This is a genomic window from Streptomyces sp. NPDC026659, from assembly GCF_040638245.1.
Classification (GTDB): domain Bacteria; phylum Actinomycetota; class Actinomycetes; order Streptomycetales; family Streptomycetaceae; genus Streptomyces.
The window spans coordinates 241,187-253,959 of record NZ_JBEZXY010000011.1 but is presented as its reverse complement, the minus strand read 5'-3'; the positions used below and the strand labels follow the sequence as shown (position 1 = coordinate 253,959).

At 70.1% G+C, this 12,773-nt stretch carries 10 protein-coding genes; 6 read left to right on the top strand and 4 right to left on the bottom strand.

Translation table 11 applies throughout. The features are described from left to right. Positions 1-174: 174 nt before the first annotated feature. The 3 genes from ispG to dxr form a co-directional block, all read right to left on the bottom strand. Positions 175-1,332, bottom strand: coding sequence for a flavodoxin-dependent (E)-4-hydroxy-3-methylbut-2-enyl-diphosphate synthase (ispG, locus tag AB0E91_RS26480; RefSeq protein ID WP_361786749.1), 1,158 nt, complete (start codon positions 1,330-1,332; stop codon positions 175-177). Positions 1,333-1,506: 174 nt separating this feature from the next. Next, complete coding sequence (locus AB0E91_RS26475) at positions 1,507-2,811, bottom strand: site-2 protease family protein (protein WP_361786746.1); 1,305 nt, start codon at positions 2,809-2,811, stop codon at positions 1,507-1,509. Then, on the bottom strand, positions 2,808-4,076 hold the full coding sequence (gene dxr, locus AB0E91_RS26470) for a 1-deoxy-D-xylulose-5-phosphate reductoisomerase (protein ID WP_361786743.1): 1,269 nt from the start codon (positions 4,074-4,076) through the stop codon (positions 2,808-2,810). The genes AB0E91_RS26475 and dxr overlap by 4 nt, the downstream gene beginning before the upstream one ends. 125 nt (positions 4,077-4,201) lie before the next feature. On the opposite strand from dxr, the gene AB0E91_RS26465 reads away from it, so the two are divergent. Both AB0E91_RS26465 and AB0E91_RS26460 read left to right on the top strand, forming a co-directional pair. Next, the gene (locus AB0E91_RS26465; RefSeq protein WP_361786740.1) at positions 4,202-4,411 is read left to right on the top strand and encodes a type II toxin-antitoxin system VapB family antitoxin; all 210 of its coding nucleotides are present in this window, start codon (positions 4,202-4,204) and stop codon (positions 4,409-4,411) included. After that, positions 4,408-4,827, top strand: a complete 420-nt coding sequence (locus AB0E91_RS26460; RefSeq protein WP_361786737.1) for a PIN domain nuclease — start codon at positions 4,408-4,410, stop codon at positions 4,825-4,827. The genes AB0E91_RS26465 and AB0E91_RS26460 overlap by 4 nt, the downstream gene beginning before the upstream one ends. Before the next feature lie 4 nt (positions 4,828-4,831). Here the strand turns inward: AB0E91_RS26460 and AB0E91_RS26455 are convergent, their stop codons facing one another. Next, positions 4,832-6,769 carry an acyl-CoA dehydrogenase family protein gene (locus AB0E91_RS26455; RefSeq protein WP_361786734.1) on the bottom strand — a complete coding sequence of 646 codons (1,938 nt, stop codon included), beginning with the start codon at positions 6,767-6,769 and terminating at the stop codon, positions 4,832-4,834. A 500-nt stretch (positions 6,770-7,269) separates the two neighbouring features. Between AB0E91_RS26455 and AB0E91_RS26450 the strand changes: the two genes are divergently transcribed. From AB0E91_RS26450 to AB0E91_RS26435, 4 genes are all read left to right on the top strand, one after another. Next, the gene (locus tag AB0E91_RS26450) at positions 7,270-7,761 is read left to right on the top strand and encodes a hypothetical protein (protein WP_361786731.1); all 492 of its coding nucleotides are present in this window, start codon (positions 7,270-7,272) and stop codon (positions 7,759-7,761) included. A gap of 220 nt (positions 7,762-7,981) precedes the next feature. Then, the gene (locus tag AB0E91_RS26445; protein ID WP_361786728.1) at positions 7,982-11,998 is read left to right on the top strand and encodes a polymorphic toxin-type HINT domain-containing protein; all 4,017 of its coding nucleotides are present in this window, start codon (positions 7,982-7,984) and stop codon (positions 11,996-11,998) included. Then, on the top strand, positions 11,995-12,378 hold the full coding sequence (locus AB0E91_RS26440; protein WP_361786725.1) for a hypothetical protein: 384 nt from the start codon (positions 11,995-11,997) through the stop codon (positions 12,376-12,378). Before AB0E91_RS26445 ends, AB0E91_RS26440 begins: the two co-directional genes overlap by 4 nt. Positions 12,379-12,387: 9 nt before the next feature. Continuing rightward, positions 12,388-12,756, top strand: a complete 369-nt coding sequence (locus AB0E91_RS26435) for a hypothetical protein (protein ID WP_361786722.1) — start codon at positions 12,388-12,390, stop codon at positions 12,754-12,756. Positions 12,757-12,773 lie beyond the last annotated feature (17 nt).

Here is a 12,773-nt window from a genome sequence, read left to right as displayed (position 1 = left end):
GGGGTTGGGTGGGCGCCGTCCAGTTCGTGGGGTTGCGGGTGCGCTGGCGGGTGCGGGTCCGCGGTGGCTGGTCGCGCCCACGCGGCGGAGCCGCACATCGATACAGCCCCGCGCCCCTGGGGCAGGGGGTGGCCTGCGGCCTTGCCCCCTGGCCCCATCAGTTTGCGACGCTTGTCAGCCCGCTACCGCCACCGACGGCTCGCCGGACGCCACGCCGTCCGCCTCCATCTGGGCGGCCAGCTTCATGGCCTCCTCGATGAGCGTTTCGACGATCTTGGATTCCGGGACGGTCTTGATGACCTCGCCCTTGACGAAGATCTGGCCCTTGCCGTTGCCGGAGGCCACACCCAGGTCCGCCTCGCGGGCCTCGCCCGGGCCGTTCACGACGCAGCCCATCACCGCGACACGGAGGGGAACCTCCATGCCCTCCAGACCCGCGGTGACCTCCTCCGCCAGCTTGTACACATCCACCTGCGCACGCCCGCAGGACGGGCAGGAGACGATCTCCAGGCCGCGCTGCTTCAGGTTCAGGGACTCCAGGATCTGCAGGCCGACCTTGACCTCCTCCGCCGGCGGGGCGGACAGGGAGACGCGGATCGTGTCGCCGATGCCCTGGGAGAGCAGCGCGCCGAAGGCCACGGCCGACTTGATCGTGCCCTGGAAGGCCGGGCCCGCCTCCGTCACGCCCAGGTGCAGCGGGTAGTCGCACTGCGCGGCCAGCTGCCGGTACGCCTCGATCATCACGACCGGGTCGTTGTGCTTCACCGAGATCTTGATGTCGCGGAAGTCGTGCTCCTCGAACAGCGACGCCTCCCACAGCGCCGACTCCACCAGCGCCTCCGGGGTGGCCTTGCCGTACTTCTGCAGCAGACGCCGGTCCAGGGAACCCGCGTTCACCCCGATCCGGATCGGCGTGCCGTGGTCCTTCGCCGCCTTCGCGATCTCCCGGACCTTGTCGTCGAACTGCTTGATGTTGCCCGGGTTCACCCGGACCGCCGCACAGCCCGCCTCGATCGCCGCGAACACGTACTTCGGCTGGAAGTGAATGTCAGCGATCACCGGGATCTGCGACTTCCGCGCGATCGTCGCCAGCGCGTCCGCGTCGTCCTGCGTCGGACACGCCACCCGCACGATCTGGCAGCCCGACGCCGTCAGCTCCGCGATCTGCTGCAACGTCGACCCGATGTCCGACGTACGCGTCGTCGTCATGGACTGCACCGAGACGGGGGCGTCGCCGCCGACCGCGACGGTGCCGACCTGGATCTGCCGGCTCTTGCGGCGCTCGGCGATCTTGGTCGGGATGGACGGCATACCGAGAGAAATCGCAGTCATCTGCTGTGCAACCCCAAGTCGTGGATGAAGATCCGGCCCCATGAAACGCCGGGCTCCAGGCTCTGAGATTACGGTACGGCCCCCCGCGCGAGCACATCCCACCCGGCGAAACCCACTCAATGGAAGGGGCCCGGAGCTCAGGGCTCCGGGCCGCCTTCGAGGGTGTCGCGCCCGTCAGGAGATCTTGACCGGGTTCACCACGTCCGCGATCAGCACGAGGAGCGTGAAGCAGACGAAGATTCCCGCCACGACGTAGGCCACCGGCATCAGCTTGGCCACGTCGAAGGGGCCCGGGTCGGGGCGGCGCAGCACCCGGGCGAGGTTGCGCCGCAGCGACTCCCACAGCGCGCCCGCGATGTGCCCGCCGTCGAGCGGGAGCAGCGGGAGCATGTTGAAGAGGAACAGCGAGAGGTTGAACCCGGCGAGCACGAACACGAACATGGCGACCTGCTGGGAGGCCGGGATGTTCAGCGTGGCGATCTCGCCGGTGACGCGGGCGGCGCCGACGATGCCCATCGGGGAGTCCGGCTCGCGCGGGCCGTCGCCGAAGGCGGCGTTCCACAGGGCCGGGATCTTGCCGGGCAGGTCGACGAGGGAGCTCACCGCGTTGCCGACCTGGTCGCCCATCCAGACCACCGAGTCGCCGAAGCCGAGCTGGACGACACCGGTGGCGGCGCTGAAGCCGAGGAAGCCGGCCTTGACGTACTCGCCCTGGACGTAGGTGCCGCTCGCGTCCTTCTTGGCGACCTGGTTGGTGGCGATGGTGGCGTGCAGGGTGAGCTGCTTGCCGTCGCGCTCGACCACGATCGGGACGGTCCTGCCCGCGCTGTCGCGGATGAAGTCGGACAGCGTGTTCCAGTTCTCGGTCGGCCTGCCGTCGAAGGAGACGATCTTGTCGTGCGCCTTCAGGCCCGCGGCCTGGGCCGGGGAGGCCGGGTCGGACTTCTCACAGGTGTCGCGGTGCTCGCTCTGCGCGATGACGCAGGGCGAGACCGAGGAGACCGTGTTGGTCTGCTGCTGGATGCCGAAGCCCATGAGCACGGTGAAGAACAGTCCGACCGCGAGGATCAGGTTCATGAACGGGCCCGCGAACATGACGATGACGCGCTTCCACGGCTTGCGCGTGTAGAACATGCGCGTCTCGTCGCCGGGCTGGAGCTCCTCGTAGGCCGCCGAGCGGGCGTCCTCGATCATGCCGCGCCACGGGGAGGTGGAGCGGGCGGAGACCCGGCCCGCGTCGTCCGGCGGGAACATGCCGATCATGCGGATGTAGCCGCCGAGCGGGATCGCCTTGAAGCCGTACTCGGTCTCGCCCTTGTGCCGCGACCAGACGGTGGGGCCGAAGCCGACCATGTACTGCGGGACGCGGATGCCGAAGAGCTTGGCCGTCGACAGGTGCCCCAGCTCGTGCCAGGCGATCGAGACGAGCAGGCCGACCGCGAAGACCGCTATGCCGAGGATGAACATCAAGGTCGTCATGCACGCGCCTCCGCGGTCGCCGTCGTGGCTGTCAGTTCGCGGGCCCGGGCCCTGGCCCAGGTCTCCGCTTCGAGGACGTCCGACACGGTGAGGGAAGTTCCCGTCGCGGGGGTGCCGTGTTCCTCGACGACCCGGGTGACGGTCTCCATGATCCCGTTGAAGGGCAGCGCGCCGTTCAGGAAGGCCTCGACGCACTCCTCGTTGGCGGCATTGAACACCGCCGGGGCGGTCCCCGCGAGCCGTCCCACGTGTCGGGCGAGGTTCACCGAGGGGAAGGCGTCGTTGTCCAGCGGGAAGAACTCCCACGTGGACGCCTTGCTCCAGTCGAAGGCCGGGGCGGCGTCGGGGACGCGCTCGGGCCAGCCCAGGCCGATGGCGATGGGGCCGCCCATGTCGGGGGGCGTCGCCTGGGCGATCGTGGAGCCGTCGGTGAACTCGATCATCGAGTGGACATACGACTGGGGATGCACGACCACCTCAATGTGGTCGAAGGAAATGTCGTAGAGGAGGTGCGCCTCGATGACCTCCAGGCCCTTGTTGACGAGGGTCGCGGAGTTGACGGTGATGACCGGGCCCATGGCCCAGGTGGGGTGCGCGAGGGCGGCCTGGACTGTGACGTTCGCCAGCTCGGCCTTCGTACGGCCGCGGAAGGGGCCGCCGGAGGCGGTGACGACCAGCTTGCGGACGTCGGCGCGGGTGCCGGAGGCGAGAGCCTGGAAAAGGGCGGCGTGCTCGGAGTCGACCGGGATGATCTGGCCGGGCTTGGCCAGCGCCTTCACCAGCGGGCCGCCGACGATCAGCGACTCCTTGTTGGCGAGCGCGAGGGTACGGCCCGCCTCCAGGGCGGCCAGGGTGGGCGCGAGACCGATCGAGCCGGTGATGCCGTTCAGCACGGTGTGGCAGTCGGACGCGGCGACCTGCGCGGCCGCGTCGGGCCCGGCCAGGATCTCCGGCAGCGGCTCGGTGCCGTAGTGCCCGGCCAGCGCCTCGCGCAGCTCCGGGACGGCGTCCTCGCGCGCCACCGCCACGGTCCGCACCCGCAGCCGGTACGCCTGCTCGGCGAGCAGCGCCACCCGGCCGCCGTTGGCGGACAGCGCGGTCACCCGGAAACGGTCGGGATTGCGCAGCACGAGGTCGATGGCTTGGGTGCCCACCGACCCGGTGGACCCCAGGATCACCACATCCTTCGGCCCGCCACCGGCGAGCGGGTCGTACACCAGGTGCGGATCGGCAAGGGGCGCGGGGCTGACAAGGCTGTCGGTCATCCACCTATTGTGTCCGGCCGCGACACCGGGACGGACAGCGCGTCCCCTTCCCGGGCGGGTGATGCCCGTCGGCGGGCTACTATGGATATACGAGCCAGTCCGCCAGATATACGGAGGGTGCAGTCATGGCCAAGACCCTGATCGACATCGACGAGCAGCTGCTGGCGGACGCGGCCATAGCGTTCGGCACGAAGACCAAGAAGGACACCGTGACGGCGGCCCTGAAGGAGGGCGTCGAGCGCAAGAAGCGGGCGCTGGCGCTGGCCTGGCTGGCCGCACGCGCCGAGGAAGGCGACTTCGACATCCTCCTGGACAAGGCGAACTACCGTCGATGACAGCTGCCGAATTCCTCATCGACACCAGCGCCCTGGTACGGATCGTCAAACAGCCGGCCCTCTCACGCTGGGTGAAGCCGCTGGAAGAGGGACTCATCGCCCACTGCCCGGTCACCGAGATCGAGTTCCTCTACAGCGCCAAGAACGCCGAGCACCGTGAACAGATGGCCCAGCGCCTGGACGCCCTGTTCTGCTGGACTCCGCTCGACGACCGGGCCCTGACCCGGGCCTGGAGCGTGCAACAGGAGCTGACCGACAGCGGAAAGCACCGCTCGGCGGGCACGGTCGACCTGCTGGTCGCCGCGACCGCCGAGCTCCAGGGGCTCACTGTGCTCCATTACGACAACGACTTCGAGACCATCGCGTCGGTCACGGGGCAGAGAACCCATTGGCTTATGCCACCCGGCACTCTCTAACGATTCACCCGCCGAAGGGACGACGGGCGCTCGGCTGCGTGCTTTCGCCGGGCGTCGCGTCCGCGATCCACGGGCCCTCCGTCGACGGGTCGAGGATGCCGTCCTCCAGCCAGTCGTAGGAGCCGTTGAGGACGCCCTTGACGATCTTGCGGTCGAGGTCGTCGGTGTTGGACCAGAGGCGGGTGAAGAGGTCGTCGACGCGCAGGCGGGACTGGTGGCAGAAGGCGTCGGCGAGCTGGTAGGCCTCGCGGCCGTGCTCGCCCTCGCGGCGGAGGCGCTCGGCGCGGACGCAGGCGGCGCTCATGGCGAAGAGTTCGGCGCCGATGTCGACGATGCGGCCGAGGAAGCCCTGCTTGGTCTCCATGCGGCCCTGCCAGCGTGACATGCCGTAGAAGGTGGCGCGGGCGAGCTTGCGGGCGTGCCGTTCCACGTAGCGGAGGTGGCCCGAGAGGTCGATGCCGTGCTTGAACTCGCCGTACGAGGACGGGAGTTGCCCCGGACCCGCGACCAGCTTCGGGAGCCACTTGGCGTAGAAGACGCCCGCGTCGGCGGCCGCCCTCGCCTTGTCCTGGAGGGAGGTGTCGGGGTCGATGAGGTCACCGGCAACCGAGAGGTGGGCGTCGACGGCCTCGCGTGCGATCAGCAGGTGCATGATCTCGGTCGAGCCCTCGAAGATGCGGTTGATGCGCAGGTCGCGCAGCATCTGCTCGGCGGGGACGCCCCGCTCGCCGCGCGCCGCGAGGGACTCGGCGGTCTCGTAGCCCCGGCCGCCGCGGATCTGGACCAGCTCGTCGGCCATCAGCCAGGACATCTCGGAGCCGTAGAGCTTGGCGAGCGCGGCCTCGATACGGATGTCGTTGCGGTCCTCGTCGGCCATCTGGGAGGCGAGGTCCACCACGGCCTCCAGCGCGAACGTGGTCGCCGCGATGAAGCTGATCTTGGACCCGACGGCCTCGTGCAGCGCGACCGGCTTGCCCCACTGCTCGCGCTCGGCCGCCCACTGCCGGGCGATCTTCAGACACCACTTGCCCGCACCCGCGCACATCGCGGGCAGCGAGAGGCGCCCGGTGTTGAGCGTGGTGAGCGCGATCTTCAGACCGGCACCCTCGGGCCCGATGCGGTTCGCCGCCGGGACCCGCACCCGGTGGAGGCGGGTCACGCCGTTCTCGATGCCGCGCAGCCCCATGAAGGCGTTGCGGTGCTCGACGGTGACGCCCTCGGCGGTGCCCTCCACCACGAACGCGGTGATGCCGCCGGGGTGCCCCTCGGACTTCGGCACCCGCGCCATGACGACCAGCAGATCCGCGACCACGCCGTTGGTGGTCCACAGTTTCACGCCGTCGAGGACGTAGTCGTCCCCCTCCGGCACGGCCGTCGTCGCCAGGCGCGCCGGGTCCGAGCCCACGTCCGGCTCGGTGAGCAGGAACGCCGAGATGTCGGTGCTCGCGCAGCGCGGCAGGAAGGCGTCCTTCTGCTCCTGGGTGCCGAAGATCTTCAGCGGTTGCGGTACGCCGATCGACTGGTGCGCGGAGAGCAGCGCGCCGACCGCCGGGCTGACCGAACCGACCAGCGCGAGCGCCTTGTTGTAGTACAGCTGGGACAGGCCCAGGCCGCCGTACTTGGGGTCGATCTTCATGCCGAGCGCGCCGAGCCGCTTGAGCCCGGCCACGACCTCGTCCGGGATACGCGCCTCACGTTCGATGCGGACCGCGTCGATCTCGCTCTCGCAGAAGGCCCGCAGCTCCGCGAGGAACGCCTCACCGCGCCGCACGCTCTCGGGGTCCGGCAGCGGATGGGGGTGGATGAGGTCGAGCCGGAAGCGCCCGAGGAACAGCTCCTTGGCGAAGCTCGGTTTGCGCCAGCCCTGCTCCCGGGCGGCCTCCGCCACCTGGCGGGCCTCGCGCTCGGAGACGGTGGTGCGTTGAGTGGTGGGAGCGGACATCAGGGCTCACCTCGCCACGAAGAGGGGTGTCGGGGACCGATCGCCATGGACCGGTGCTACTGGATCAGTGGTACCCGAATCCGGGTGCTCCCACCAGTCATCGCGCTCCATTGGACTGAAGCGGCCGAGTCCCGCCTCCCGGGCATGACGGATGATCTCCGAACCAAACAAGACCTGCCGGACAACCAGGAATTCAACAAGAAAGAGCCCAATGGGGGAAAATGGAATAGACCAAGGAATCCCAAAATAATTGCGCAGCCCATACAAAAGCGAGGTAACATTCTCGTGCTTTCTCGGGGGGATCCGACGGGACCACAACGGTCGACCTGGAGAGGCGGAAGACCCCACCGGTCGAGCCGCCTCCCCTCTGGCATGCTGCCAGAAAACGGGCATCTCGTGGCATCATCAGGCGTCTTCCTGGGCTTGCACATCCCAGGGGCCCGAGAAGTCCTTCCTTCCAGGGCCCCTGCACATCCTCTGGAAGGAGCAATGAATTGGCAATGCGCACGCGCAGTATTGTCGCTTCCACGCTTTGCGCCGCCGGCGCGGTCGGCGGACTCTCCACTCTCGCCGTCGCCGACCCCGCGCCCCCCACCGGGTCGATCCCTTACGCCGTGGAGGACTTCAACTACCCGGGGGCGGACCAGATCCTGGCCACCAAGGGCATCCTCCTGAAGCGCGGCGACGGCCACATCGTCCTGGCCGAGTGCGGGCAGAACGCGAACGAGATCCGGGTGTACACCGTCAAGGACTCCGCCGCGAACCGGGACGCGCAGTACTGCTTCAAGCCCACCGCGAGCACCGGCTTCCTGACGCTGGAACTTCCCCGCGTCTTCGCCCTGGAGACGGGCGACCACCCCATCAGCGCCGACCTGACCGCCGAGGGCCAGACCACCCAGGTCGACGTGCCCGAGGGCGGGTTCAAGAGCGTCGGCGAGGGAACGGTCGGCGGGGCCCAGTCGGTCCTCGTCGAGATTCGCGTCACCGGCTGACACGGCACCGGCCGATCCGACTTCACCCGAGCCCCCGCCCCGAGGGGCTTACCCACTTTCACCCGAGAAGCGGTCAGATATGTCAGGTGCATGACATTCGACCGCTCCGGCGGGTGCGGGCGCTCGGGCCCATCCGCTCTGACGACAAAAGGTCCGTATGAACTGGAAATGGCGCCGGCGCTCCGCTGGGAAGAGACGCGCCACCGCACGCATATCGTTCATGACCGCCACGGCGGTCCTTGTCGGTCTGCTCGTCGCCCCCACGGCGGCGGCCGACGATCCGCCCGACGCGACCGTCGAGCCGCTGCACATGACGATCCGGCAGCAGGCGGTCGACATCTGGGCCACCGGCGGCACCGAAGTGAGGTCCGCCGCGGAGACCGCCCTCATCGGGAGCGATCAGGACGTCATCGACTTCCTGATGAGCTACGACGACCAGGCGGTGCAGGACTACCGGGTCGAAGCGGCCCAACTGGGGAGCATGGGCGGGGAGAACACCCTCGCCGCGGTACGCCAGGCGCTCACCGGTGACGAGGGTGATCTGGTCCGTTTCCTGAAGACGGGCTGGGAGGAGCCCTTCCATCAGGACCAGCGCGTGCTCGTCGCCCGCGCCATCGATGCCGGAGGCCCCGAGGTCCAGGCACGGGGCCGGCAGGCGCTCGCGGGCACCGTCGAGGACATACAGAACTTCCTCAAGACGGGCCGGGACGAGGCCCAGGAACAGGACGACCGCGTCCTGACGGCGCAGATCGTCTCCGCCGGAGGCACGCAGGTACGCGCCTCCGGCCGACTCGCCCTGAGCGGGACCATCGCGGACGTCCGCGAATTCCTCGAGGTGGGACAGTACGTCGCGCGCAGCCGCGACGAGGAGTACGCCACCGTCGCGGAACTGGCGGATCAGGCCGATCGGGCGGGCAAGCTCGCCGCCACGGAGACCAAGGCCGCCGAAGCCGCTTCCGCCGAGGCGGTCGAGGCCGCCAAGCAGGCGAAGGAAGCGGCGCAGAAGGCGGAGCAGGAGGCGGAGGCCACCCAGAACGACGCCGACAAGGCCGGCCGCGCGGCCAACCGCGCGGCGAGCGCGGCGTCCGGGGCGGCGAAGGCGGCCGAACGGGCCATCTCGGCCGCCAACGCCGCAAGCAGGTCCGCCCGCATCGCGGCCAGTGCCGCGGCACAGGCGGCAGCGGCAGCGGTCGGCGCCTCCAATGCGGCCGCCAACGCCCGCAACGCGGCAGCGGCCGCGGCCACCGACGCCACCAAGGCGGACGCGGCACGCAAGGCGGCCGTGACGGCCGACAACGCGGCGAAGGGCGCGGAGAAGGCCGCCCAGGCGGCCGACCACGCGGTGACCGCGGCGCTCGCCGCGGGACAGTCCGCCAAATCCGCCGCGAGCGCGGGCGCCAACGCGGCCGCCGCGGCCGACGCCGCGGTGCTCGCGAGCAACTACGCCGGGCAGAGCAGCGCCGCGGCGGCGAACGCCCGGGCGGCGGCCGCGGCCGCGCACCGGCAGGCCGCCGAGGCCGACCGGGCCGCGGGCCAGGCGGAATCACTGGCGAACCAGGCCGCGGCCGCGGCCGCCGACGCCCGTGACGCCGCCAACGCCGCGGCCGTGCACGCTCACAAGGCAGCGGATGCGGCCAACGACGCCGCGGACCACGCCGGTGAGGCCGCAGAGGCGGCGGCGCGGTCGACCGCGCACGCCCAGGCGGCCACGGAGGCCGCCGACACCGCATCCGCGGCGGCGGCGCAGGCCCAGACGGTGTACACGCTGGCCCGCAAGATCGAGGCCGAGGACCTCCTCGCCCGCACCAACGCCGGCATCGCCCAGGCACGGGACCTCAAGGCCGAGACGGAGACCGCCGAGGCACAGCGCGCCCAGCAGGCCCAGGCGGCCGAGGACGCCCGTCGCACGGCGGACGAACTGGCCCAGCAGGCCCAGCAGGGCACCAGCGACGAGGAGATCGCCGGGCTGGGCAGGCAACTCGCCCTGTCCGACATGAAGTACGGCAAGTCATGGCTGCGGGCCGCCGCCCAGACAGCGCTGGGCGCCGACACCCAGGGGGTCGTCGCCTACGTACGCACCGGCCGCGCCGAGGCGCAGCAGGAGGACGACCGCACGAGTGTCGAGCGACTGGCGGAGGAGAGCTCCGTCAAGGCGGTGCGCGACGCCGCCGAGCAGGCACTGGACGGTGACGGGGCGGCGGTCGGCGCCTTCCTGCACCAGGGCCAGTACGACGTCGGCACCGAGGCCTTCCGGGTCGCGATCGCCCAGGCGGCGGACTCCGGGAGCACCGTGGTCCGGGAGCGGGCCCGGGCGGCACTGAACGCCGGAACCACCGACGCCTACCGCACGTTCCTGACCACCACTCTCCCCGAGGCCCAGGAACAGGACGACCGGGTGCGGGCCACCCAACTGGTCGACAGCGGCACCCCGGAGGTGCAGGCGGCCGCGCGCGTCGCCCTGGAGGGACCCGCTTCCCTGCTGCGTCAGTTCATCGAGTCGGGCCAGTACACCGCCCAGCGCAAGGATCTGCTGGCGCTGACCCACGACCAGCAGGTCCAGCAGCTCGTGGCCGAGGCACAGCAGGTCGCGGCGAAGGCGCAGATGGACGCCGCCACGGCGAACGCCACGGCGGCCAAGGCCCGCGCCGCCGCCAAGGACGCCCAGGACTGGGCGGACAAGGCCCAGCACCAGTCCGATCTGGCCAACGCGTACTCCGCGCAGGCGGACCAGCACGCGAAGGACGCGGAGGCCTCCGCGCAGCAGGCGGCGGCGTCGGCGAAAACGGCCCGTGACGCCGCCAACCGGGCCGAGGCGTCGGCACGCCAGGCGGCCGTGTCGGCCAGCGACGCCACGCTGTCGTCGGAACTGGCCCAGAACTCGGCCGGCATGGCGTGGGCGTCGGCCGCACAGGCCAGGGCCTCCGCGGAACGCGCCGACAAGAGCTCCGACGAGGCGCTGGCCGCCGCGACGGAGGCGTTCGTCGTCACCGTCCAGAAATACCGCGAGGAGGACGAGGCGCGGCGCCGCCAGGCCGTGGCGGAGAAGGAAGCCTCGGAACGCAACGGCAGTACCCCGGCCGAGCTGTACCGGTGCGGCATTCTCGGCTGCGAGGCCCTGGAGAACCCCGGCCGCTGGTGCCAGCACAACGAGGTCTTCTGCGACGTCCTGTCGAAGACGCCGGAGCTGGAGGTGATGGTCGACACCCTGCTCGACCTCGAGGTCATGATGACCGGCCTCCCCGTCGACAGCATCGAGGGCTGCTTGGCCAAGCACGACCTCATGAGCTGCTGGGATCTCGGGGAGCAGTTCACCATCAGCACCAAGATGCGCCTCGCGGGCATCATGTACCGGGGCCTGCGCGCGGCGATGCGGGGCTGTGGGGAGTGCTTCCTGCCCGGCACGCGCGTGGTCATGGGCAACGGCAAGAACAAGCCGATCGAGCGGGTCCACACCGGGGACCTGGTCCGGGCCACCGACCCGGTGACCGGTGAGACCGGTGCCCACCGGGTCACGCGTCAGATCGTCTCCAAGGGCGACAAGCACCTCACCGCCATCACGATCCGGGGACCGACCGGGCACCGTGGCAAGGTCACGGCCACCGCCGACCACCCCTTCTGGAGCCCCAGCCTCCGCACCTGGGTCGCGGCCGCCGATCTGCGCACCGGCGACACGCTGCGCACCGACAACGGCGCCGAGGCGACCGTCACCGCCGTCCGCTCCTACGACCGGTGGGCCGTCACCTACAGCCTGACGGTCGAGGCTCTGCACTCCTTCTACGTGCTGGCAGGCCGTACCCCGGTTCTTGTCCACAACTCCGAGTGCAAGGTCCTGGTGCTGGCGCTCGACAAGCACATGGCCGAAGAGATGCCGCAGATCAACGGCGGAAACAACTACAACCTGATGGCCTCCGAACTGAAGGAAGAGATCGGACAAATCGGTGGGCACCCCTACACCAAGTGGATGCAGGAGGTCAACACCGCCATGAGCGAGAACCAGAAGATCGCGGTGTCCATCAAGGGCTGGGATCCGCCGGGCGCCACGCCCCAGGAGAAGTTCGACGCGGCCGTGAAAGCCGGGCAGGGAGACAACTGGGGTTCCACGGAGTGGGAGATGCGCCGACTTGAGTACTACTACCGCACGGGAGATCTGGACTGGGGCAACGTGAGCTTCTGGGAAGATGGGAAGGAGATCAAGATGCTGCCGCCCCTGCCGGCGACCCACAAGGGAGGGCGATGATGAAGGTCACCGAGGCGTTCTCCTCCCCCCGCACCTTCACGGTGTGGCAGTACACGGTCGCTCACCATCAAAGGCTGCTGTTGCGCAGCCCTCGGCGGACGGCGTCGGACACCCGCGTCGATCTGCACGTGGGCGGGGTGACCGCGGTGTTCCTGCGCCCGTCCTACGAGGGGATCACGATCCGCCGGGGTACGGACGCGGAAAAGGAACAGGTGGCCTCGCTCCTCGGTCCGAGAGCCTTTGCCCGGGGATCGTTTCTCCACGTGATCGGGGAGGAACGCATGACCGGGTTCATCGTCGGCGGCTCGCTGCAGTACCGGGAGACCGGCGCGGCCGACAACGAGCCGTCCGGTTTCCTGCCGATGCCCGAGACCGCGTAGGGAGCACCCGTGACCGAGATCTACCGCTCCGAGCGCATCTTTCAGATGTGGCACTACACGGCCGCGCACGGCGACCGGCTCCTCCTGCGGGCGACCGCGGAGGACCACCTCCCCCGGATCGACCTGTACGTGGAGAACGTCCGGGGACTCCTGCTGGAGACGCTCTACCGCGGCCTCGTCATCCGCGAGGGCACGCCCGAGGAGGTCCGGACGGTGGAACTCGTCTACGGCGTTCCCGCCGCCGAGTCGTCGCACGTGCACGTCATCGGCGCGGACCGCATGACCGGGTTCGTCGTGGGCGGCCCGCTGCGACAACACGAGGACGGGGAAGGGTTCCGCGCCCCCTCCGCCTTCGGCCCGATCCCGGGCACGCCGTGAGGTCGCTCCGTACGCCG